Source organism: Magnetospirillum sp. 15-1, assembly GCF_900184795.1.
Taxonomy (GTDB): domain Bacteria; phylum Pseudomonadota; class Alphaproteobacteria; order Rhodospirillales; family Magnetospirillaceae; genus Phaeospirillum.
The window spans coordinates 13,875-36,152 of the sequence record NZ_FXXN01000017.1 but is presented as its reverse complement, the minus strand read 5'-3'; the positions used below and the strand labels follow the sequence as shown (position 1 = coordinate 36,152).

The following is a 22,278-nucleotide window of genomic DNA, read 5'->3' as shown; positions in this document are numbered from 1 at the left end:
CGAAACCAGTAGATGCCGGTGCGGGGGTGGCGACGGAGATAGGCGGTCGCGGGCATTTTGGAACACTCCTTTGGAACACTGGAGTGCCGATCAGCCGTTGATCTGTCTGGATGTCGCGGTTTTCCCCGGGATACGAGGAGATTTGGCGTAGGAAAGGGAACCACTAACCAACCCTCTCCACTAGAATATCAATCAGTTCTATGTTCCCAATAACTTTATGACGTCGCGTTTGGCCTTGAAGCTGAGCTTCAAATCGGCGACATGGGCCGTCTGCTCGGGCAGGCCGTGACACCGTCGTCGTGGTCGGAGAGACTGGCCTCCGCGAGGATCACCGTGCGCGTGATCTCGATCGGAACCTTGCTGCGCCCCCCGGTTCTGCCGGCAATGGCTTTCAGGTCTTCGAGAAATTGCGGATTGAGATCGTCCAAACTGTCGATCAAGGGATTCTGCAGTCCATCGACCGTTCGCCCCCGCCCATCATAAGGTCCGCACGCCAACTCCGAACCTTGGCGGTCATTCTCCGTACCTTGGGCAAAATTCTCCGTACCTTGGCCCACCCCGGCTTCATCGCCGAACACCATCTCGGGTGTCGGCAGCTTGGATATATAGGAACATCTGCTGGAGAATGCGGTTGCGCTCGTCGCTGTGCCGGATCACACCGGGCAGGTCATCGACCTTTTCAAGATGCAGGGCTTCCACCGGGTTTTGCTAAGGGAGGAGGTCATCAAGCTGTTGGGTGATCTGCAGGCGGCAGAAAAGGCCATCCAATTCTTGGTGGATCGGAAAATGGTGGCCTAGGACGGAGATTGTTTCCACCTGAGAGGGGTGGTGCCGACCAACGTTGCCATCAAATGGCTGAGCCCCCGAACCGCCCGCAAGTGGGTCAAGCGTTTTGAGAGTGAAGGAGTATGCGGCCTTCAGGATCGGTCATCGCGTCCACATCGGTCCCCGACGCGAACAGAGCAGCGTTTCCGCTCTGACTGTTCGACACAATGGCGCAGAAATCGGGGATTTCTCGGGGTTACCGAGACGTGTTACCCCCTCCAAGGGATGAGTAGCATGGGGATGGAGTCCGCGAATGAACCTTCTCTCATTCCGGCTCAATAGGTTCTGTATTTCAGAAAACCAGCATCAATATCTCTCTCCCAAGAAGAAGATCAATTTTACTTGGCGAAATCTTTTCCCCCTTTCGGCCGGTTGCCGCCGGAACGCAGGGAAACCAGGCCCTTCAGCGCATCGAACCAGAATTGCGCCCCCAGGGAAACGGCAATCGCCGTGATCGCCCACCCCACCAGCGTCCGCAGTGGGGTGGACCAGGGCGACGCCCCACCCCACCCCATGGGGACCGGCAGGGCGGATAAATCCTCCAGGAATTCCCGGGTCCTTTGCGACGCGTCCTTCAATTCCTGGGAAGGATCGCCGCCCTTTCCGGCCAGTTCCGCCGATATACGGTCATCGGCGAGAGCATGTTCCGCGGCGGTCACCATGACGGTCCGGGATGCGGCATCCTTCCACAGCGTCTTGGCGATCTCCACGGTGTTGACGTTTAGGCCGGCCGTCAGGGCAACGCTGATCAGCAGGAGGCGGATCTGGGACAGCCGGTTGTACCAACCCGAAATCCGGTCCATGGCGTCCTGATACCACTGTTCGAGTTCGGCGCGGAAACGGGTGACATCGCCACCGGCCGCATGGTCGAGGGCGGCGATAACCGGGGAAACGAATTGCCGGTGAACGGGCCGATTGGCGTCGAGGAGATCGAGAACCGCCAATGAGACGGTCGGCGGCGCTATGTAGGACGGCAGCCGGCTTCCTTTGCCAAGGCCGGCGATCAGGGGATGGCGCAGCAGAGCCTCGGCGAAATGCGTCCCGTTCTCGCCATCGAGGAGGCTGACCAGTCCGTCGCGCAGCGTCTTGCCCCGTGAATTGAGAATGCCGGCGATCATTTCCTGTATCGCCGAGCAGATGATCGCCATCAGCAGATAGATGAGGGCGAGGCCGATGGCCACTTCGATAATCTTCATGATTCCCCTCCCTCAATTGATCGTGGGGGGATTGATCATGTCCTGGCCCGCGCCCAAAAGGCCGCCCACGATCGGAATGCCGCGGGTTCCGCGACGGTATTCCGTCTCAAGGGCGTAGCTGGCTGTGTCCTTTGCGGGGTGCCCGGTCACGACAACCTTTTCCGGACCGGCCGATGCGGCGAACTGGTCGAGGATGGCCTGGACCACGCCCGAATCCAGGCCCGTCTCCCCGGCGATTCCGTTCGTCTTGTCAGGGATCCCCGCCGCCGTCCGTTGATCATAGGCGGGATTGAGCAGGGCGGCGGCAACCTTCCGTTCATCGTCACAGGTCAGTGTCCAACCATCCATCTGGTCCCGACGGACCAGATCGGACTTGATGGCTTTGGCCACGTAATTCATCAACGCCCCCTTCCCGAATAGCTTCCAAAGCAGGCGTGCACCGGTTCGTGTGGACCAGTTGCCGATCTGCTCCGCGATGAGCTTCGGCACCAGAACCGAAGCGCGCGCGTCGATGCGCTTTAGGACCTCGTTCAGTTCCTTGGGCTGAATCCGATACCAGTCGCCCAGGGCGATAGGGGGAATCGCGTCCCCGATCAGCGGAATGATCTGGTAAAAAAGTACCGGACTGGGCCCCGGATCGGCAGCCGCCTGGAAGTCCAGCTTCGGGAACGCAGGGTCTTGTGCCCAGCCACGGATCACCTTGTTGTCGGCTGGGAGGGCGAAGCAATCCCTCAGGAAGGCTTGGCAATTCCGCCGCCCCAACTGGAAGTCGTGCTCACGGAACTTCTGGTGCAGAAAGCCCCCGAACCCGCCGAGTAGGCCGCAGGCAATGCCATAGGTACAAGGTTCCGTCGCCCCGGGAGGCGTGCGGCGCGGCTGGATTAGAAAACGGCTGAAGATATTCTCGTCGGCGGCTTGCGCCAGATCGTCGATCTTGAAGCGCGCCTGATCGATCAGGGCCGGAAACAGGGCCTTGACCACCGAAATCAGCCCGATATCGACGTCGTCGCTCAGCTTGAACTCGGGGGGCTCGGGAAAGGGATCGATCATGATGACGGCACGATCGGCTTTGTCCCGGTCCTGCTCGTTCCGATCCCTGCCGGCGGGCACCAGGGCCTTGTGGGCATAGGCGAAAGGTTCGTTGTCGATGCAGCCGCCATCCACATTCGGCGTCGGCTGCGGACGGCCTGGGGGCACCTTGCCGGCCGGACCTTTCCAGGAGTCAGGCCAATCCGGTTCGATGGAGGCATCAACCTGCGGCCATTTTCGACGATCATAATCGCCGACGCACCCATCCAGTTTGCGGGCACGCAAGCCGATCGGAAACGCGCCGGAGGCCAAGGCCGCCTCGGTCATGTCCCGCCACTCGGGATAGGCGGGGTCAGTCCGCAGGTTCGCCGCATCCAGGTCGCGGGGGGCGTCGCTGTCCGCCCATTGCCTGCCGACCCGCGTCCCTCCCAGATTCTCGATCCGATAATGCCAGCGGTCACCGTGGCTTTGCATGCCATATTTGGCCGTCTGGGGGCCATTCGGTCCGGGTGTCGTGAATTGGATCGCGTAGGGAATGCCGCGAAGATTGGTGGTGGTGAAGTAGATATGGAAGGGATCGTACAGGTAGGGCGGCTTGTAGGTGCCCTTTCCGGCCTTGGCGATCGCTTCGTCGCGAATGGCATCGAGCAGATCGGCATTGAGCAGAGATGTGACCGGTTTTCCGGCAAGATCGGTGGTCGACAGGAAATCCAGCCCTCCGCCGGTCGCCAGCATGGCCGGTCGGGTGACCCAGGCCGTATACAGTCCGGGTAGCACCGGAACGGTGATCGGCGTGCCCAGCGGCGGCGGCGGCGCGCGTCCGGCCAATTCGGTGACCGCCAGCGCCGCGGTGATCGCCCCAGCCGACGCCCCCGACATCACCCGCACCCGCACCCGATGGTTGGGAATGCCGGGCTCTCCGCGGTGACGTTCCCACTCGTCGAGCGTCTGAATGAGAAAGTCCAGCACGCCGGCACTATAGGCCCCCGCCGAAATTGCTCCGGCCATGGTGATGCCAACTTCAAACGTGTCTCGGGTGGTTTCCATTTCTTCCTCCCCATATCGTGGAACTGGCCGGTATCCGGAGCCGGACACGAGCCTGGTCGGCACCTGCCATCAGGCATCCGGCAGGCGGCAGAAGCCGAGCAGCTTGTCCATGGCTGCGTACGTGTAGGAGAACCCCTGGACGAAGGCGCTCTTATTGCCTTCTATGGTGTAAAGCTTGCCATCCCTAAGCTGGTGGACGAATCCGACATGCCCCTGCCAGCCATCGGCGGCGACGCGCCACCACACCACCAGGTCACCCGGCAGGGGTGATGCCGACGAACCCGGAGGAAAGGCCCAGCCGCGCTTCCTGCACTGGGCCAGGATGTCCCGTGCGCCGAGGCTGTAGACCAGGGGAGAGGCCCCGCCGTTGCCCTCGCGCAGGCACCAGCTGACGAAGCCGGCACACCAGCTGGAACCGGGCGGCGCTCGCCCGTCGAGGTATTTTTCCACCCATGGGCCGCTGTTGTCACCGCCGATCTCCCCCGCTCCGGCAGTCAGTTCGCCGATTGCCGCCTTCAGGCCGTTGCGCCCTGTCGCCGCCCCTCCAAGGTCGGACGGCGGCATCGTGGTGAAATCAACGCCGATGGGATGGGCGGCCGCGGCCGGCTTGCCGCCGGTCAGGGCCGCCCAGGTCAAGTCGCCGACGCTTCCATCGACTTTCAAGGGTTGGCCGTCGCGATCGACATTCTGGGACTGGAAGGCGCGGACCGCCTGATAGGTGGTGGTGTCGAAGCGTCCCGTCGGCGCGACGACGAAACCGCGTATTACCAACGCCGTCTGAAGCTCACGGACTTCGGGGCCATCGCCGCCCCTTTTTAGCAGATGAGGCATCGAATACCACTCCGCATAAATAATGTTCGCTAAGTATCAATCAACCAATCATCGATTGTCCAGATTGATGGAGCGTTTTAATTGGCGTTGTCCCGGCTGTCCCACTGCCCTGGGCTGCATGCCTCACCCCAGGCCGGCCTTCGTGCCGCATGGCCCGGCACCCATTTTTGGGGGAAATCCTCCCCGCATCTGTATCCGCCCCTGGGGCTACCCGATTTTAGGAATATGCCAAAGCACGGCCAGGGCGGCTCCGAAGCCGATCCACAGATCTTTCGCCAGGGATTGGGCGTACTTGAAGCGGTCAAAGGCCTCGACATTCGGGGGGGTGTAGCCGGCCAGTTCCCAGAGGAACCATAACGGTACACCAACGGCCCATAGCGCAATCAGGATACTCTTGAGTGTTTCCACAGCCTTTTCATCGATACGGCCCTGGAGAAAATATGGCGCGGCGAGAGTGAGAAATATGCATCCGCCACCGATGAGGCAGAGAATTTTGTTCTGTAGCATTGCCTTATCTTTTTCATACATATTATCTTCCATTCGACGACGTTCTTCAGAAGTCAACTGCAGTCAATCAAGCGTCCCTGCTGATCGAACTCAATGCTCGCCCCCTCACGGCAAGCAACGGCTGTCCGGCCATCGGCCGAGGTCGTCAGGCCACTGGCGAGCGTGCAGGATGCCAAATAGCCATTCTTGTGGAGAATAACCGTACTCGGGGCGCGGCATATCACCGGAGTGGGGTAGCACCCGGAAAACTTGGACGGTGCGGCTTTGAGTGCCAACCCGTTGCTGGTGAAATTGCAGACATATTGGCTGCCTGATTGCCGGCAACGGGACATCAACCATTCATTCTTCTGGAAATGATCGCCGCAATTGGCAAGAGCCCCTTCCGATACCACTGCCATTGCGCACGCTACAATTAGCGTCGCCAAATAATTCTTCATAGCGGTGTCCTCCAATTTCCTAAATTCAGATACGCTGAAATATATCGGCACTTCCCGCCGCCTACTCACCCATAAGGCCAAGCCTGTTATCTATCGGCAAAGATGCATCGCCCTGGCTCTCATCCCGCCGCATCTCCTATCGGTGGCACAGGACTGTCCGGTAGACTGCCAGTCAGTTCTCCTGGCCTGATTTTGGCAAAAGCACACCTTGCCGAGCGATATGCGGATTATATACACAGTTACTTAAGTGTTGATAAAATATAACTGCAATTACACTGAATTGATGATAGAATAAATAATCCTCGATCTCCTTCTAATGCTTGATAGTTTTTCTTAAAGTATTTTATATTTTGATCACACCATTTCTGTAGATGTAAGCGAGTTTTCCCTATTGTATCTAAAAATATATTTCCTTGTCCAAGCTCGCGGGATTTGCAGAATTGACGAGCCTGATCCACATGTTCAGGGAGAACTTCCGGGGCCGCATTTGCTACCCCGGACACAAGGAGACCGGCGGCCAGATAGACGACAGCGGCTGTCTTATTCAGCATCCTCACCCCCGCAGCTCCGTGCATGTGCCAAGCTTGTTCCGGATGAGTCGCGGCCACATCCCCCGAACGAGGTATGCCGTGCTTATTTTTTCGGCGCCCCCATCCCCAGCACCGGATTGCCTAGCAGGTCGCGCACCAGTTCGGCCTGCCGGCCGGCGCCGGTCTTGGCGAAGACCTGCTTCAACTGGGTCTTGGCGGTGTGCAGGCTGACGCCCATCCGGCCGGCGAAGTCCTGGAGGGTGTCACCGGCCAGCAGCGCCTGGGTCAGACGGGCCTCGGCCGGGGTCAGGCCATAGAGGCGGACCAGCATCTCGGCGGGGGCGGGGCGGTGGTCGTCGGGGTCGCCGATGAAGATCAGGGCCATGGGCTGGATTGGCCCCAGCGCCATGGTCTCGGGGCGGAGCGGGCAAACCAGCAGCGACAGCGGGCGGCCCTCGTTCCGGGGGGCGGGCAGCACGCCGCCGGCTCCCATGCTCTTTCCCACGGCCGCCTGGGCGGCCTGCTGGATCAGGGGCCCGAGAGCGGCGTCGGCGGTGCGGTCGGTGCATCGCAGACGGCCGTGGTTGACGGTCAGGCCCCGGCCGGCCGCCAGCAATCGCTCGGCGGCCGTATTGGCGAACCGCAGGGTGCGATCGGTTTCGACGGCGATGACCGCGGTCGGCAGGGTATCGAGGGCGGCGGTGGCGATCATGCCGCTTCGCTGGGCGGCGGCTAGGCGGTAGTAGAGGCGCAGGGCCTGAATCAGGTGTCTCGACAGCAGTTCAAGCGTCCGCAGGTCCTGCTCATCGAACGGCAAGCCCGTGCGCGGGCGATGGAATCCGAAGACGCCGACCATGTGCCCGTCGATCGGGATAAGGTTCCCCGAGCCATGAAAGATGCCAAGCGGCTTACAGAAATCGTTGTAGACCTCGCTGCCCAGGATCTCGTTCTCGCTCGTGAACTGTTCGCAGAGGAAAGGCTTGCCAACTTCCGCTTGCAGGGCAGCCGCCGTCCAGAAATCGAGCTTGTGGTAGTAGGCTTCATAGTCTGCGATGGCCTTGGCATCGTAATTGGCCGTGACGCTCAAAATCTCGACGGTGCCACTTTGGACGTCGCGGGTAAACAGCGTGCCGCTTTCCGAATGGAACAGGTGCGCCAGCTTCGGGACCAATCGTCGCCAGCCGTCCGGTTCGGCGGCGGCCTGGTAGATCTCTTCGATGACCGATGAATAGGCCCACATCGTCATGCCACCCTCCGCCATGCGGCAGGAACGTCACGTTGCAGATTAAAACGTACAACAAATATGTATGAATTTATAGTTACCATGTCTTGGTATTATCTAAAGTTATACATTCAAAGCTAAATTGAATTGCGATAATTCAAAATAAACTCTCATGGGCGGAGTTGCGCCGTATTCACTTCCTTTCCGCCTGGGTGTCTTCCGCTTCATCCTCCCCGATCAACGGATTTCCCCTTCCCCGGGCTGTCCCTGGGCGGTTCCGTGCCGCAGGAGGGTGGGATCGATGGTGACGCTGGCGCGCTCTCCCAGCGACAATCTGACCGGTCCCGAGGCGAACCGGGCGAGATCGATCCCGTCGACCGCCTGGGTGGGCGGCGCGGCAAGGGATTGGAGGGACCGATACGGCTGGCTGGCCTGCAGGGTTTCGCTGGAGACCTGGTTGGCTTTGTCGGTGACGGCGGTGGCCTGCCCGGCCGACGGCTTGCCGGGCGTCGTGACGGTCAGGGTTCCCACGGCATGGTTATCCACGGCCGGGGCCGAAGCGGCCGCCAGAACCACGTTCCGGCCGCTGGCGATCGTCACGGTGCCGCCGAAACGGTTGCCGGCATTGCCCAGAATGATGTCGTTCCGATGGCCGGAGATCAGCGTCGTCGCTCCGCCGACACTCAGCGAACCGGCCTGGGCCAGCGATCCCCCCACTTCCGTGAGCTGGGTCCAGGGGGTTTCGGCATCGGTGGTGGTGGAGGTACTCGTCGTCGTCTGCTGCTTGTTATCCTGGACGAACGAGGAGGAGCCGCCGTTGTGCATGATCGTCGTCGTCGCCACCCCCGCATCGACGGTGGTGGTGGTGTTCGTCGTCGTGGTCGTCGTGGTCGTGCCATAGGTGGTGGTCACCGTCTGATTGCCGTTGGTGACGGACGTGGTGGCCGGACCCGGGCTGGTCGCCGTGGTGATGGTGTTGGCCGTGGTGGTGGTTTGCGTGTGGTCGAAGCTGGAATTGAACGGATTGGTGCCGCCGATGGCAAAGTAATCTCCATGGCCCCACATGCCCTGGTCGGTGCAGGTGCCGGAACACGCCTGGTATTCCGCCGTCGCCTGGGTGACCGCTGCGGTCTGGGTCATTCCCTGAAAATTCATCAGATAGCCGGCGCGGTTGTTGACCCAAAGGGATTGCAGCAGTGAGGCATCGGTACCGGATGCGCTGACCCCCGACCCGATGGTGGTCAGCTGGGAGGTAAGGCCGTTGGTCGTCTGTATGTTCGACAGGACACCGGAGGTCGTGGAGGACCTGTAGGTCCGCACCGTCAGGCCGCCCCCGACCACCGAGGTGCCCAGCACGGTATCCCAGGTATTAGTCAGGCTGGCGTCCCCGGCCGACCGCAGGGAGACGGTTCCCGACAGCCGGTTGCCGGTGTCGGTCAGAAGGATGGAACGGCCGGCTCCGGTGGTGGCGAACGACGACGCGCCACCGACCGTCAACGCCGCCGTCTGCGTGATGTCGCCGCCAGCGACCACGTCGAGCCTGCCGACAGCGACCGCGCCCCCGAAGGCCACCCCGCCCGCGCCGCTCAGGCTCAGCCCCCCGTTCGGGCCGGAGATGGCGGCGTTGACCGAGATGCCGCGATAGGCGGACAGGGTCAGCACCGTATCGGCGCTCCAGCCGATGGCGGAATTGACGATGATGTCGCCATCGCCGCCGCCGTTGGCGATGCCATAGCCGCTGCTGCCGTTGGCGGTGGTCTGCAAGGTGACGTTGGTGGTGGCCAGGGCGCCGCCGATGCTGCCGGCCGCGGCGGCGTCCACGGTCAGGTCGTAGGGGTCCAGCAGCCAGGTTCCGGCCTTGCCCCTGGGGGCCGAGGCCCGGACAGTGGCGCCGCCGATATCGAGGGTATGGCCCGATGTCTCGATCCGGCCGCCATTGCCCCCATCGACGCCCCCCTCGGCCCGGATGGCGCCCCGGGCGATAGTGGCCCTGGCGACGACCGCCACCTCGCCGCCATCGCCGTTGCCGCCGGCCGAGGCGTCGATCAGGCTGTCCCGGGCCAGGCTGACCGAACCGCTGTCCCAGGCGCCGACCTTCACGCTGCCGCCGGCCGTACCCGATGCCAGCAGCCGGGCTCCGTCCACCACCACGATGTCGTCGCCCCGCACCGTCACGGCGCCGCCGGCGGCCCCATCGGTGCCACCGGCGTCCAGGGTGCCGGCCACCCGCACGGTGCCGGCGGCGGCGCCATCCAGCACGATCTCGCCGTTCCTGCCGCTCACCGAGCGAGCCATGGCGATGCCCTCGAGGTTGATGACGTTCCTGACGATGTCGCGGGCGGCCCCGGCGGTCAGCAGGATGACGCCGCCATCGGCGGACAGGGTGCCGGTATTGCTGACCAGGGAGGCCAACTCCCGGCCGTCGGCGGATCTGACCTGGCGGGTGACCGGGTCGCCCACCGCCAGCCGGATCAGCCGGTCGCCGTAGAGGTCGATGGCGAAGGTATTGCCGGCGGCCATCTGCACCACCCCCAGGCGGGCCTGGATGATGCCGGAATTCTCCACCCCCGGCGCCACCAGCCCCACCAGCCCCGCCTCGGCGGCGGTGATGGTGCCCCGGTTGACCACGCTGGCGGTGGCGCTGTCGCTGGGAATGTCGAATTTCAGCTTGCCGGCCATGAAGCCGGCATCGGTGATGCCGGCGGTGGTGGCGATGATGGCGCCCACGTTCACCTGGGCGCCGTTGCCGAACAGGATGCCGTTGGGGTTGGTGATGATCACGGTGGCATTGGCCGAAAGGCTTCCCAGGATGACGCTGGCCTGGCCGCCGACCACCCGGTTCAACGCCTGCATCAACTGGTCCATCTGGACGAAGACGACCTTCTCGCCGGCCGCGATGTTGAAGCTGGACCAGTCGATCACCAGCTTGGCGGAATTCTGGGTCACCGTCATGGTGGTGCCGCTGGTGGCGATGGTGCCGCTGCCCTGGGCGATGGTGCCGTTCTGGGGCAGGGCGGCGGCCGGCGGCGCCTGCGCCACGCTGGCGGCGGACAGCGCGGTGCAGGCCAGCAGTGTCCGGCGCAGGGAACGGAAACGGGCGGAGTGATCGGGCTTGGGTGGCATGGTCGTTCGTCCCTAGTAGCGTACGGTCAGGCTGAGGAAGCCGCGCGGCCCCTTGCCGCCGTCCCCGGACGCCACGGCCAGGGGATGGGTCAGCGGCTTGGCCAGTTCCAGGGTGAGGCCGGCCCGGTCGGCAAGGGCGGCGCGCAGGCCCAGCCCGGCCGAGGCGATATCGTGGGCCTGGCCGGCGCCATGGGGATCGGCCGGCCAGACACGGCCGCCGTCCCAGAAGCCATAGATCTGCCAACTATCGACGGCGGGGATTTCCGGCCCGGCGCAGCGCAGCTCCAGCTTGGCTCCGATGCCGTGGTCGCCGGCGATTTCCGCCGGGTCGTAGCCGCGCCCGTATTGGCCGCCGCCCAGGCTGAACTGTTCCGCCGACAGCAGGGTGGAGGCCGCCCATTGCCCGGTCAGGCCGGCCAGCAGGCTGAAATCCTCGTCCAGGCGCTGGGTACGGGTCGCCTCGGCGGTCACCTTGAAGAAGTCGGAACGGCCGCCGGCGACCGACAGGCCGTCGGAACCGGTCCGCCGCGCCCCCAGCACGTCCAGCCCCTGGCTGGCCTCCACCGTGACCAGGGTGACGGCCGGCGCCCAGGCCCAAGCGTCGATCCAGTCGTAGCGGCCGCCCAACCGGACGGTCCGCAGGGCATCCTTGGCGATCAGGCTGTCCCCGTACTGGAACGTGGCGGTGTCGCGGGCCTCCAGCCTGCCCTGCAAGCCGAGGTTCTCCGCCCGTGAACGAATCAGCGCATGGCCGAGGGTCAGCCCGAGGCTGGTGGAGCGGCTGCGCACCGCCAGGTCCTTGAGGGTATGGCCGGGATGGGCCGAGATCAGCCCGGCATCCAGGCCGAGGCGGGTACCCTCCTCGTTCAGCGTCTCCTCGTGGCTGACGCGGCCGTATTTCAGCTTTTCCCACTGGAAAGGCGAGAAGGCGTAGAGCAGGCCGGTACGCTCGTTCAATCCCATCGGCGAATTGAGGTTTACCCCGGCAATGCCCTGCCACGGCCCCACGTAGCGGCTACCGCGATTATCGAGGGCAGCATGGGCGTCCACCGGCTTGTGGTCGATTTCGAAGATCAGATCGGCGGCGCCGGGCACCGTGGCCGACGGGGTCAGCGTTCCGCTGACGCTGGCGCCCGGCAGGTCGGAGGCCAGCAGCAGGTAGCGCTCGAGGGTCTTCAGGGTCAGCGGCCGCTCGGCGCGGATGCGCTCGCCATAGGCGCGCAGCAGGCCGTCCCGGCCATGGGCCCCGCCCCGGATGATCGTCCGGTCCACATAGCCCTCGACCACCCTCAGCCTGGCGATGCCGTCCTTGCCGATCTGCTGGGGCGGCACCACCGCCTGGCTCAGCACGTAGCCGGCAGCGACGTAGCGGGCGGTGATGGCGGCGGCGACCTCGTACAGAGTCCGTACCGACACCTCGGTACCGATCAGCCGCTCGTACTCCGAAACAAAATCCCGAGGATCGAACACCGTGGCGCCTTCGATCTCGAAGCCCCGCAGCACGAAGGTGGCGGCCTCCGCCCCCTCGGGCATCTCCACCGGCGGCCTTTGCGGGGGGCGGACGCCATCGCCGCCCGACAGCGGCTGCTCCGGCGGCTTGAACTGCCGCTCGATCTGGGCGGGATCGACCCCGCCCGGCAATGCCGATTGCGCCCAAACGGGCGACGCCATGGCCAGCAGCGCCAGCACATACCCTGATCTCTGGACTGTTCCCCTCATTCTCGCCCCTGCCAGACCGACACTCCCGCCAACACGCGCCGCGATCTCGTCTTGTGGACGATCGCCCGGCGGCCCACATCCCTCATTCGAGGTATATGGCCGCCTTTTTCCATTCGATGGCGGAAAGAAGATGGGAGCGGGACGAAGGTGCGGGAAAGCCTGCTCCTTCTGCGAGACGGCAGCGTGGTGTTCGAGGCCACCACCCGGGATGCCCTGTCCCAAAAGGCCTTGTCCGCCGACAGGACATAGGTCCCGCCGCTGCCGGGTTCCATATGTACCGCCACCTGCCCCTTGCAGCAGATGTCCACCGCATCGTCGCGGATCTCGATGATCAGGTCACGGTTCCAGTAGACCACCCCTAGCAACGGGACCAGGGGGTCGGAGTTAAATGTATTTAAAAATTTGTGGTCTAGAAGGAGATATTTAGACATTGGTACTATCCATTAAAGATATATGGAAATGATTAGACAAAAACTAGCCTGTCACACCTGTACTAATATTCATTCTCTCTCGAGGTGGTTATGTTGACCGCAATGGTGAGTTTTTTGATGTGCAGCTTTTGCCCTGCTCTGAGGCCGCAGGCATGACAGGGGTTGCCTGAAGCCATCTGGAGCATAACCGAATATCGGATTTTTGAATAATGGATTTTCCGATTTAGTTAATCCCCCGGCTACTTCCGGCTGGGAGCAAGTTCAGTGTGGGTACCACCGGGTGAGCACAAGATTGTCGGTGGGATTCTCGCCGCAGCCCGTAAAGCGCAGGGTTTAACGCAGGTCGATTTGGCACACCGCCTGGGAAAACCCCAGTCATTCGTGTCGTCTTATGAGGCCGGCCAACGGCGCGTAGACGTGGTCGAGCTCCTTCGGATCACCGAAGCCATAGGCGTTCCAGTCCGCAGGGTTTTTGACGACATCGCGGAAGCTTTCACCAACCACTGACTTCGGGCATGGCGGAGCCTTACGTCTGTCCAAGTCAGTACGTCTGTCTAAGTCAGTTTTTGCTCTTTCCGACTGGGCTTGCCTGCCCAAGCAAGCATTGCTTGGTGGTGAGGATGGGCTGCGGTTCCCGTCTCGCCCCGACCGGGCAACCAGCAGGGCCTTGGTGGTGGGGCCCAGCGAGCGTCGTGGGCCATGCACCGACAGGAGCTCAATCATGTCCACCACCACCGAGACCTCCGCCATCAGCACCTCAGCCGCCGAGCAGGCCGGGCCGAAGCCCCCAGCTGCGCCGAAGACCAAGCAGGCCCAGTTGGTCGAGCGAAGCTGGAACACCAGATTGGAGTCCGCCAGAATCTGGCGGGCCTTGTCGGGATCGCCGGTGTCGGTGACGGCACGCACGGTGTCCGCCAGCTTGCCGACGGCCTTCTCGGCATCGTCGCCGAAGAGGCCGGCGATGGGGTTGGCGGCGATGGCGGCGGCGTCGCCGAGCAGATCGAGCAGGTTCATGGTCAGGCCCTCTCCAGGCCCATATCCACGCCGGCCAGGATTACCTCGCGGGCGTAGGGCTGTTGGCCGTTCTCGTGGCGGATGATGGCTTCCACCAGATCGGCCATGATCTCCGGCCGGGTGACGTCGATAATCTGACTGGGCGTTACACCGAGGCGGGCGGCGACATGGGCGATGTAGGCCCCGGTATCGTTCTCGCAGCCCGGCGCCCAACGGGTGATGATGCTGGCCACGGTATTCAGGCCATGGTGGCGCCGGTAGTTGAGCAGGATGCGGGCCAGGGCACGGATGCCCGCCTCGGGGCTGACGAATTCCTCGAACACCGGATCGTCGTCGGTAGTGCGCTCGCCCAGCCATTGGGTCTTGTCGCCGGGGAATTCCTTGATGTTGCCGGGATTGTTCAGGCGGATGCCGCGCGGCAGGGTGCAGGTCTTGGTCATGGGGAGCCTCCAATAGGAAAGCCGCCCGAAGGCGGCTGGTGGGGATGGGAAATCGAGGGAAATGCTCAGTCCTTGGGATCAGAAATGCCGACCTTGCGTTCGGCCCAGATCTGGACGGCTTCGATGCTGCGGGGGCCGAGATAGCTGATGGCGGCGATGAAGCCGGCGGTGGTCATGCCGGTGAGTTGGAGGTATTCGGCGGCGCCTCCGGCCACCACGCCCATGCCGATGGCGATCATCAATTCCCAGGCCAGGGTGAGCGACCAGAACCACCGCCGCCCCTGACGCACCAGATTGGCGTGATAGAGCGAGCGACCGATCAATGCCCACCAGCAAGCCCAGGCGAAACCGGCGAGGGTGTGCTGCATCTCGGGCGGCAGGTTGCGCCAGACCATGGTGATGCTCCTTCAATTGACATGGACGCGGTCGTCTTCGCAGACGCCGGAAATCTCGACCTGCCGCGAGCGGGGGCGCAGTGAGCGGACCAGGACCCGCTGGGCCCAGGTGGTGCCGGGGCCGAGGGCGTAATAGGTGCGCTCGCGCTCACCGCCGGTATCGGGAGTGAACGGCAGTGGGTCGAGGACCCGGACCTGGAAGGGATCGCCACCGGGAGCCGGTTCGATCTCCACCGGGTCATCGAGTCGACCGTCGCGACGGCGGAGCGCCATGAAGTGGGGCTGGCCGTCGCTCCAGCGCACCGGCTCGGACAGGGTGAGCGTGGCCGATATCTCGTCCCACTCCACCACCTCGCCGCCCTGGCCCCAGGACGGCATGGGGTGCGAGACGGCCACCAACTCGCCATAGGACAGGATCATGCCGTCCAGCTCGGTCTTCCAGGTGGGCAACCGGCGGCGGTAGATGTTGCAGGCGACCAGAAAGCAGGCTTCGCGGCCGGCATGATCGCGGTTGGTGATGCCGAACATCTGGACCCGACCCGGCTTTTCCGGTGGGGCGTTGACCATCTCGGATGGGGTCAGCACCCGAATGGCGCCACCCCGCTGGGCGGCGGTGATTTCGGCGATCTTCCAGGTGATTTCGTCGAAGAACTCCACCGTCACCGCATCGGCGGTGTCCTCGCCGGGCATGACGTATTCGATGGCGAAGCTGCCGCGAACGATGTTGCGGCCGTTGAACAGGGCGGCTGGCAGAGACCGGGGCTCGTCGCGGACATAGCGGACGATGCCGCCCTGCTGATAGGGGGCAGCGCGCCCCGTCCGAAGCACCTTGACCAGGGCCTCCCAGGCGGTAGTGGTGGTGTCGAACACCCCGCTGAAGCGGTCGCCACGGGCTTCCCAGACAGGATGCAGCCGCCACAGCATGTCGAGATCCTGGCGGGTATCGGCCAGTTGCGCGCCGTTGGTCGCCCGCATGATATAGGCCGCCACCGGGGCGATGGCCTGGGTGGGCACCGGCTCGGACCAGCCGGTCTCCGGCGATCAGATGGGGAGCTTGCGGGTGACGATGCCGTTGATCAGGCGGGATGATCGCTGCGACAGATTGTCGGTGGCCCGCATCTTGATCGCCAGTAAGGTGACGTCGCCGTAATCGGGGGAACCCTCCAGATAGGACCGCATCTCGCCCCAGCGAATCTCGTGGGCGGTGCGGCCGTCCTGGTCGCGATCATTGGTGCGGCGGAGCTTGATCTCCCAGCGGGCCGAGGCCACCGGGTATTTGTAGGACAGCCGGATCTGGGTGTTGGTGGCGGCGGTGTAGGTCTCGGCGGCCAGCAGGGCGAAGTCCTCCAGCGCCGTGCCGAGATCATCGATCCGCCGCCCCCATACCTCCCAGGTCACGGTCTTGGGATCGAGCGTGCCGGAATTGTTGGCGTAGTAGAGGCCGTTGGTGAACACCACGTCGATGCCGATGTGATGGGTGGTGGTGGCGGCGGGATTGGCGACGAAGGGGCCGACCCAGCCGGTCTCGCCGGTAGTCAGAGTGTTGGGGCCTTTCAGTTCCTGGCCCGCCACCTCGACGGCGGTGACCACCCAGGCATCCATCAGGGTGACGGCGGCACCGGGCGGGACGATCTGATATTGCACCTCCTCGAACGAGGCCAGCGGGGTGTCGTCGATCATCAGGGCATCGAGCCGATATTGGCCCACCCCGATGCAGTGGAGCTGGAACAGGTACTGCTCTCCGGCCAGGTATTCCTGGTAGGGGGTGGCGGCGAGGTCGAACACCACCTTGTGACGGCCGAAAATCTCGGGGATCGGCTGGCCCAGGCGGGCCTGGTTGCCCGAGGCGGTCAGGCTGTAGGTGGGAGACGGCGCCACCCCGCCGCCACCGCCCCAGTTGAGCGAGGGCGTGGCGGGGCTGGGTGCCGAAACCAGGGCGCCCACCGCCATCATGCCCACCGAGGCGATGGCCGCCGTCGAAATGGCTCCCACCGTGGCGATACCGGCGGCGCTGGTGACCCCCAGGGAGGAGGCCAGCATCGGCCCGACATAGTACTGGCCCAGCACCATGGCCACGACCATCACCGCCACCATCAGCACGGTGGTCAGCGGGTTCTTGCCGCCACCACTCCCGCCGCCGCCCAGCGGCTGGGCGACGAAGGCAACGATGTCGTCATGCTCGATGACGGTCCCGGCCCAATGGCGCCTCAGCAGCGGACGGCCATTACGCAGGCAGATGGTGGGAACCGGAAACTCGTCGATGCCGCGCCCGTCCAGGAAGGCGCGGATGGTGACGACCCGATCCACCTCCACCACCTGCATGGAGCGCAACGGATTGAAGGCGTCCGCCACCAGGGTGACACGCGCCCTCATCATGCAGCTCCTTGATGACGATAGACCCCGTCGATCCGCCAGCCATTGGCGGCCAGATCGTGCCGGGACTGGCACACCACTCCCGACGGGGGAGCACAATGCAGCACCCTACCGCCATCCACCTCCAGCCACACCCCCACATGGATGGGATAGCGGGCGGTGCGCATCATCACCCCGTCGCCCTCCCGATAGGCGATCACCGGGTGCCAGCGAGATCGCTCGCCGTGATCGCGGAACAACCGCGCCAGCGCCAGCAGATCGTCGGCGTAAGGCACTGCCGGGGTCCCGACGCCGAAATGGGCTTTCTGAACGTGGCGGAAGAAGCTCCAGCAGTTCCAGGCGTCCGGCCCCTGGCCGTGTTTCGACCAGGGGCTGCCGATATAGGGCGTGGCCCAGTGGGCGGAAATCGCCTGGAATGGCTTGCCTACCACAGCCGAAACTCCGATATTCTTACTGGTAAGAAATTTGGAAAGGTCATTCCCGATGGAACTGGCGAGAATTACGTCGAAGGGGCAGATGACGATCCCCAAGCGGGTCCGCGAGGCCGCTCATCTGGCGGCGGGAGACACCGTCACCTTCGTGGTCGATGATGATCAGGTTCTGATCCGCAAGGTCGCTCCGGGCGGCGATGAATACCTTCGCGCCATCCAGGGAACACTCGGCGAGTGGAACAGCCCCGAGGACGAGGAGGCCTGGCGTGGGCTTTGAGCCGTTCGACGTGGTGGTGGTGCCGTTTCCCTTCACCGATAAGGTCGGAGCCAAGCGGCGTCCCGCCCTGGTGGTTTCGACCTCGGCTTTCAACGACCGGCATGATCAGGTCGTGCTTGCCATGATCACCACCGCCAGGCAAAGGGACTGGCCGAGCGATGTGCATATCGACGATTGGGACAAGGCTGGCCTGACCGCTCCCTGCCGGGTGCGGTTCAAGCTGTTCACCCTGGAGCAGTCCCTGATCCTGAGACGAACGGGATCCCTGGCGAAGAAGGACAAGGCCGCTATTCAGGCGGCCCTGTCCAACTGCCTGGCGACCGGCTAGCCGCCCAGCCCCGGAAAGCAACGCTGGGTATAGGTGCGCCAGGGGAAGGCCTTGTTGCCGATCTGGGACATCTGGGCGCGGGCGGTGATCCGGGTGGCGGTGCAGTTGACGTGGACCAGGGTCATGGTCAGCGGCGGGTCCATCTGGGGGCCGTCGAGATCGATGTCGAGATAGGGCCGGTAGGTGACCTCGATACGGACCAGGGAGGTGGCGGCGGCCTCCAGCGGCTCCATCAACTCGCGGCCGACATTGTCCATGGTGACGGTCAATTCCGGCACCGGGGCGGAACTGACCTCGGGCAATTGGAAATCGAACGCCAGGGCGATGAAGGCGACCATCCGACCGGCATCGACCGGAGCATCGGCCTCCAGCCGCGCCACCAGCCCGACCCGGCGGCGCGCCTCCTCCGTCATGGCATCCAGTACCGCCGCCACCTCGACCCCACCGCGCTCGCGCCAGGTGACCTCGTCCTCGTAATTGCGCACCACCCTGACGGCGGTCGGATTGCCGTTGTCATCGACGAAGGCGGGATGACGCAGTTCCATGGTGTGGAGCGGGATGGCATTGGACGGGCACGAGGCGTAGGCTTCCTTGATTGCCTCCTCGAGAGAGGGATCGGGCATCGGCCAAGCCCCCCTTCGGGCATGAAAAAGGCCGCTCGCGGCGGCCGGGCGGTCAGTGATGAGGGATGGTGCCTATGCCCAGATCGGGATCAGGCCGGTATCCACCCGCCATCCTCCTTATTCCAGCGATATGGTCCGCCATCCGACGGATAGGGGATAGGCGGGTCCCATCGGCATGTGGCTTCGTCCAGCACCCAGTCTTCGCCGAGCCGGGGCGGCACGAAGGCGTCGCGGCCGGGATCGTAGGTGTAGCCGTTACCGGCGAAGTTATACCGTATGCTGGCGTTGTAGCTGGTCCGCACCCAGCGGCCGCCCAGGCCCAGGTCGAGTGCCAGGTAGTCCTGGCCCCGGTGCTCCTGATCGTCCGGAACGACCAGCACGCGCAGGACGCGGCTGCCGTCATCGATTTCGGCAAAATGCGCCATGCTTCTCTCCCTAGATTTTGTAGCGGACGATGACGATGCCGGAACCGCCGTGTCCGCCGGTACTATAGGAGCTATTTGTCGCAGGGCTGCCACCACCACCGCCACTATTTACGGTTCCATTCGCCCCATTACTTCCACCGCCGCCGATACCGCCGGCCCCGGCACCTGAGCCATAGCCGCCACCGCCTCCACCACCACCCGCATAATAAGTTAACTCCCCCGCATAGGTATTCGCCAATCCATTGCCTCCATTACCCCCAGAACTACCGCCATTGCCACCGGCTGTCGCAGCGCCGCCACCGCCGCCGCCCGCATAATAAGGTCCTGACCCGCTTCCACCGATGTGCCCATTAGGCCGTAAACTCATAAACAGGCTTCCCCTTCGTCGCGCGTCGTGATTCAACGATTCCCTCTGGCACGGAGGGCATTGATGGCACGGCGGCGGTACGAGTTGACGGATCACGAATGGTCGATCATCGAGCCCTTGCTTCCGAACAAGCCTCGCGGCGTGCCTCGGGTTGATGACCGTCGGGTCCTGAACGGTATCCTGTGGCGGTTCCGCACGGGCTCGCCTTGGGCGGAAGTTCCCGAGCGCTACGGCCCATCGACCACCTGCTACAACCGGTTCGTCCGCTGGCGCAAGGCGGGCGTCTGGGACCGGCTTCTGGAGGAAATCTCCAAGGCTTACGATGGCGACATCATCATGATCGACTCGACCTGTGTCCGCGTTCACCAACACGGGGCCACGGGAAAAAAGGGGCTCTCGACGATGGCAGCATGGGACGTTCCCGTGGGGGGCTCACCAGCAAAATCCACGCGCTCGTCGATGCGGAAGGCCGTCCCGTCACCCTGCGCCTGACCGCCGGGCAGGTCCACGACAGCGTCGAGGCCGAAGCCTTGCTCGATGGAGCCTTGGGCGACGGCTCAACCCTGCTGGCCGACAAGGGCTATGACAGCAACGCCATTCGGGCCTTGGCCGAGAAGAACAAGACCTGGGCCAACATCCCGGTCAGGTCCAACCGCAAGGGCACCTTCGCCTTTTCCGCCTGGGTCTATCGCCAGCGCAATCTGGTCGAACGCTTCTTCAACAAGATCAAACACTTCCGGGGGATCGCCACCCGCTATGACAAAGACCCACGGAATTTCCTCGCCGCCGTAAAGCTCGTCGCCCTGCGCATTTGGTGCGCCGCGTAATGAGTCTACGGCCTAGCCCCTGTCGCCCCGCCACCGGCAAACACATCACCCGTCCCCCAGCCGCATCCACCACCTCCGGATGCGCCGCTTTTACCATTCCCATCAATTTCCCCGTCTACTCCGCCCCCACCAATAGATATCAGGGAATTAAACGAGCTTTGCGAGCCGTTGCTTGAATTAATATATCCAGAAGTGCTTCCGCTACCCCCGGCGCCAATAACGACGGGATATGTACCCTGGGAAATATTTTCACTGCCTGTACGAAAATCCCCGGCGCCACCGCCGCCGCCGCCCCAGCCAAAATATTCCCCGTTGCCTGATGAGTAGGCGCCGCCACCGCCGCCAACGACAAGGTATTCAACGTCCACCGGCCCGCTTACGACCTCCAAAACTCCGGACGAGGTGAACGTATGGATACGGTAACCGCCCGCCTCCGTCATGATTCCGCCCGTCACCACGGGACGAACTCTACCGCCGGCCGCCGCCAGCATCTGATGCACGGCGCTCATCAGGTCAGTCCCGTGCCGGAGATGATCCATTCCGTGCTGGCGATCTTGAGCGCCGTCGCCATGCCGTCGGCCGCCAGGGTGCGCGCCCCCGTCGAGCCCGCACCGGCCAGCCGCAGGGTGTCGCCGGCGATGGCGATGGTGACGATTCCGGCGCCGTGCTGATTGACGAAGGTGATGGCCGTGCCGATCGGGTAGGCCACATTGGCGTTGCTGTCGATGGTGATCGTCCGCGCCGCGCTATCGGCGGATGGATGAAGAATGTGCTTGCCGGCATCGGTAAGCACGGTGGTGTACGCCGCCGACCTGCTGTTCTGCGGAACCGTCGCCACGTAGGTTTTCACTGCCTTCTGGCTGGGCAGCGCCGAATCACTGTTGGAGGCCAGCGTCGCATCGGCATCCGCATTCAGGGCGGCGGCCGTGCCGAGGGCGGGCTTGCCCGTCAGGTCGGCATAGGCTCCGGTATTGCCCACCGTCGCGATGCCGAGATTGGTCCTTGCCGAGGTCTTGTCGGTCAGATCTGAAAGATTGGCGGATTTCTGGGCGGCACTATCCGCCGTGGCGCCCTGGGCGGCCGTCGCGTAAGCCGCCGCTGCCGTCGTCGCGGCGGTCCCCAGGCCGAGATTGGTTCTCGCCGCCGCCGGGTCCGCCACGTCGGAAAGGTTATTGGCGCCCAGCATATCCCCGGCACCGGAACCGTTGGCCCCCTTGGCGGCCAGCACGTCCCAACAGGTGGCATTGGGCGGCGGCTGGTTGGTATTGGGGGCGATGGCGATGTACGACGCCCCCGACAGCGCCACGGCGTCATGGGTCCCGTACTCCGCCACGCCCGACCATGTCCCCCGCCAATTGATCTTCGCCACGATGGCCGCCTCGGCGGAGGCGGCAGCCGAAGCAGCGTCCCCGGCCGCGGCTGCGGCCAAAGCGGACGTTGCCGCGGCATTCGCGGCCGTCGACGCGACATCGGCATCGCACAGCAGCCGATCGGCACGGGCAGCGGCGGCACTGGCCGCCGCGGTGCTGTCGTGGCCGGCGGCGGAGGAGGAGGAAACGGATGCGGCGGCGGCCTGGGTGGTGGCGATGTCCGCCTGCGTCGTGGCGGTCGCGGACGAGGCGGCAGCGACAGTGGCCGAGGCGTCGGCGGCGGCTTTGTCCGCCGCCGCCTGGGCAGCAGCGGCGGCGGCAACAGCGGCGGAACCCGTCGCCGCCTCCTCCAGGTCGCCCACCGCCCTGGCCAGGGATTTCACCGCACCCGCCCCGGTGACGATGGTCGACCCCGGGCCCGAGGCGGGACCGTTGGCCACGTCGTGCAGGATCCGCGCCGCCGCCCCGGCCTTGGCGGTGGCCGCCAGAAGGTCGTCTTTGATGGTCATGA

Annotated in this window: 23 protein-coding genes and 3 pseudogenes; 5 read left to right on the top strand and 21 right to left on the bottom strand. The window is 64.2% G+C overall.

Going from position 1 to position 22,278, the window contains the following annotated elements; genetic code table 11:
• Positions 1 to 248: 248 nt before the first annotated feature.
• A complete protein-coding gene (locus CP958_RS03725) occupies positions 249 to 581 on the bottom strand; it encodes a hypothetical protein (protein ID WP_096700658.1) in 333 nt (110 codons plus the stop codon).
• A gap of 274 nt (positions 582 to 855) precedes the next feature.
• Between CP958_RS03725 and CP958_RS26835 the strand changes: the two are divergent.
• Positions 856 to 954, top strand: a pseudogene (locus CP958_RS26835) (leucine zipper domain-containing protein); the annotation flags it as partial.
• 209 nt (positions 955 to 1,163) lie between these two features.
• Here CP958_RS26835 and CP958_RS03715 read toward each other — a convergent pair.
• The 10 genes from CP958_RS03715 to CP958_RS03680 all read right to left on the bottom strand — a co-directional run bounded on the left by CP958_RS03715 (position 1,164) and on the right by CP958_RS03680 (position 12,897).
• Positions 1,164 to 2,006, bottom strand: a complete 843-nt coding sequence (locus tag CP958_RS03715; RefSeq protein WP_141400408.1) for a hypothetical protein — start codon at positions 2,004 to 2,006, stop codon at positions 1,164 to 1,166.
• Between the two features lie 27 nt (positions 2,007 to 2,033).
• On the bottom strand, positions 2,034 to 4,097 hold the full coding sequence (locus CP958_RS03710) for a patatin-like phospholipase family protein (protein ID WP_096700655.1): 2,064 nt from the start codon (positions 4,095 to 4,097) through the stop codon (positions 2,034 to 2,036).
• A 69-nt stretch (positions 4,098 to 4,166) separates the two neighbouring features.
• Positions 4,167 to 4,928, bottom strand: coding sequence for a CHAP domain-containing protein (locus tag CP958_RS03705; RefSeq protein WP_096700654.1), 762 nt, complete (start codon positions 4,926 to 4,928; stop codon positions 4,167 to 4,169).
• A 207-nt stretch (positions 4,929 to 5,135) separates the two neighbouring features.
• Positions 5,136 to 5,468, bottom strand: coding sequence for a hypothetical protein (locus tag CP958_RS03700; RefSeq protein ID WP_096700653.1), 333 nt, complete (start codon positions 5,466 to 5,468; stop codon positions 5,136 to 5,138).
• A 20-nt stretch (positions 5,469 to 5,488) separates the two neighbouring features.
• Positions 5,489 to 5,872: a hypothetical protein gene (locus CP958_RS25735; protein ID WP_141400407.1), complete on the bottom strand. Its 384-nt coding sequence runs from the start codon at positions 5,870 to 5,872 to the stop codon at positions 5,489 to 5,491.
• 239 nt (positions 5,873 to 6,111) lie between these two features.
• Complete coding sequence (locus tag CP958_RS25730) at positions 6,112 to 6,423, bottom strand: hypothetical protein (RefSeq protein ID WP_141400406.1); 312 nt, start codon at positions 6,421 to 6,423, stop codon at positions 6,112 to 6,114.
• A gap of 82 nt (positions 6,424 to 6,505) precedes the next feature.
• Complete coding sequence (locus tag CP958_RS03695; RefSeq protein WP_141400405.1) at positions 6,506 to 7,648, bottom strand: hypothetical protein; 1,143 nt, start codon at positions 7,646 to 7,648, stop codon at positions 6,506 to 6,508.
• A gap of 213 nt (positions 7,649 to 7,861) precedes the next feature.
• The gene (locus CP958_RS03690) at positions 7,862 to 10,747 is read right to left on the bottom strand and encodes a filamentous hemagglutinin N-terminal domain-containing protein (RefSeq protein WP_096700651.1); all 2,886 of its coding nucleotides are present in this window, start codon (positions 10,745 to 10,747) and stop codon (positions 7,862 to 7,864) included.
• 12 nt (positions 10,748 to 10,759) lie between these two features.
• The gene (locus tag CP958_RS03685) at positions 10,760 to 12,466 is read right to left on the bottom strand and encodes a ShlB/FhaC/HecB family hemolysin secretion/activation protein (RefSeq protein ID WP_096700650.1); all 1,707 of its coding nucleotides are present in this window, start codon (positions 12,464 to 12,466) and stop codon (positions 10,760 to 10,762) included.
• A complete protein-coding gene (locus CP958_RS03680) occupies positions 12,463 to 12,897 on the bottom strand; it encodes a hypothetical protein (protein ID WP_096700649.1) in 435 nt (144 codons plus the stop codon). The genes CP958_RS03685 and CP958_RS03680 overlap by 4 nt, the downstream gene beginning before the upstream one ends.
• A 264-nt stretch (positions 12,898 to 13,161) precedes the next feature.
• On the opposite strand from CP958_RS03680, the pseudogene CP958_RS26830 reads away from it, so the two are divergent.
• Positions 13,162 to 13,299: pseudogene (locus CP958_RS26830) on the top strand (helix-turn-helix transcriptional regulator); the annotation flags it as partial.
• Here CP958_RS26830 and CP958_RS26825 read toward each other — a convergent pair.
• The 6 genes and pseudogenes from CP958_RS26825 to CP958_RS03650 form a co-directional block, all read right to left on the bottom strand.
• Positions 13,273 to 13,911, bottom strand: a complete 639-nt coding sequence (locus CP958_RS26825; protein WP_242442728.1) for a hypothetical protein — start codon at positions 13,909 to 13,911, stop codon at positions 13,273 to 13,275. The pseudogene CP958_RS26830 and the gene CP958_RS26825 sit on opposite strands and share 27 nt — an antisense overlap.
• Before the next feature lie 2 nt (positions 13,912 to 13,913).
• Positions 13,914 to 14,351 carry a structural protein gene (locus tag CP958_RS03665; protein WP_096700647.1) on the bottom strand — a complete coding sequence of 146 codons (438 nt, stop codon included), beginning with the start codon at positions 14,349 to 14,351 and terminating at the stop codon, positions 13,914 to 13,916.
• 65 nt (positions 14,352 to 14,416) lie between these two features.
• Positions 14,417 to 14,746, bottom strand: coding sequence for a phage holin family protein (locus CP958_RS03660; RefSeq protein WP_096700646.1), 330 nt, complete (start codon positions 14,744 to 14,746; stop codon positions 14,417 to 14,419).
• A 12-nt stretch (positions 14,747 to 14,758) separates the two neighbouring features.
• Positions 14,759 to 15,772: pseudogene (locus tag CP958_RS26820) on the bottom strand (host specificity factor TipJ family phage tail protein); the annotation flags it as partial.
• A 15-nt stretch (positions 15,773 to 15,787) separates the two neighbouring features.
• Entirely contained in the window at positions 15,788 to 17,122 is a 1,335-nt protein-coding gene (locus CP958_RS26815) for a hypothetical protein (RefSeq protein ID WP_242442726.1), read from the bottom strand.
• Positions 17,119 to 17,550 carry an NlpC/P60 family protein gene (locus tag CP958_RS03650; RefSeq protein ID WP_242442725.1) on the bottom strand — a complete coding sequence of 144 codons (432 nt, stop codon included), beginning with the start codon at positions 17,548 to 17,550 and terminating at the stop codon, positions 17,119 to 17,121. Before CP958_RS03650 ends, CP958_RS26815 begins: the two co-directional genes overlap by 4 nt.
• A gap of 52 nt (positions 17,551 to 17,602) precedes the next feature.
• Between CP958_RS03650 and CP958_RS03645 the strand changes: the two genes are divergently transcribed.
• Complete coding sequence (locus CP958_RS03645; RefSeq protein ID WP_096700645.1) at positions 17,603 to 17,827, top strand: AbrB/MazE/SpoVT family DNA-binding domain-containing protein; 225 nt, start codon at positions 17,603 to 17,605, stop codon at positions 17,825 to 17,827.
• Positions 17,817 to 18,155, top strand: coding sequence for a type II toxin-antitoxin system PemK/MazF family toxin (locus tag CP958_RS03640; RefSeq protein WP_096700644.1), 339 nt, complete (start codon positions 17,817 to 17,819; stop codon positions 18,153 to 18,155). Before CP958_RS03645 ends, CP958_RS03640 begins: the two co-directional genes overlap by 11 nt.
• Here CP958_RS03640 and CP958_RS03635 read toward each other — a convergent pair.
• Both CP958_RS03635 and CP958_RS03630 read right to left on the bottom strand, forming a co-directional pair.
• Positions 18,152 to 18,778, bottom strand: coding sequence for a DUF1833 family protein (locus tag CP958_RS03635; RefSeq protein WP_096700643.1), 627 nt, complete (start codon positions 18,776 to 18,778; stop codon positions 18,152 to 18,154). The two genes, CP958_RS03640 and CP958_RS03635, sit on opposite strands and share 4 nt — an antisense overlap.
• Positions 18,779 to 18,867: 89 nt before the next feature.
• Positions 18,868 to 19,203: a hypothetical protein gene (locus tag CP958_RS03630; protein ID WP_096700642.1), complete on the bottom strand. Its 336-nt coding sequence runs from the start codon at positions 19,201 to 19,203 to the stop codon at positions 18,868 to 18,870.
• A gap of 430 nt (positions 19,204 to 19,633) precedes the next feature.
• On the opposite strand from CP958_RS03630, the gene CP958_RS03625 reads away from it, so the two are divergent.
• Positions 19,634 to 20,397, top strand: a protein-coding gene (locus CP958_RS03625; RefSeq protein ID WP_096700011.1) for an IS5 family transposase whose coding sequence is annotated in 2 segments (ribosomal slippage) — positions 19,634 to 19,964 and positions 19,964 to 20,397 — 765 coding nt in all. Because the reading frame shifts where the segments join, the coding sequence is not laid out codon by codon here.
• Between the two features lie 5 nt (positions 20,398 to 20,402).
• Here CP958_RS03625 and CP958_RS25720 read toward each other — a convergent pair.
• Together CP958_RS25720 and CP958_RS03620 are read right to left on the bottom strand one after the other, a co-directional pair.
• Positions 20,403 to 20,906, bottom strand: a complete 504-nt coding sequence (locus CP958_RS25720) for a glycine-rich domain-containing protein (protein WP_141400404.1) — start codon at positions 20,904 to 20,906, stop codon at positions 20,403 to 20,405.
• Positions 20,906 to 22,276 (bottom strand): hypothetical protein, encoded by a 1,371-nt coding sequence (locus tag CP958_RS03620; protein WP_096700641.1) that lies wholly within the window; start codon positions 22,274 to 22,276, stop codon positions 20,906 to 20,908. Before CP958_RS03620 ends, CP958_RS25720 begins: the two co-directional genes overlap by 1 nt.
• Positions 22,277 to 22,278 lie beyond the last annotated feature (2 nt).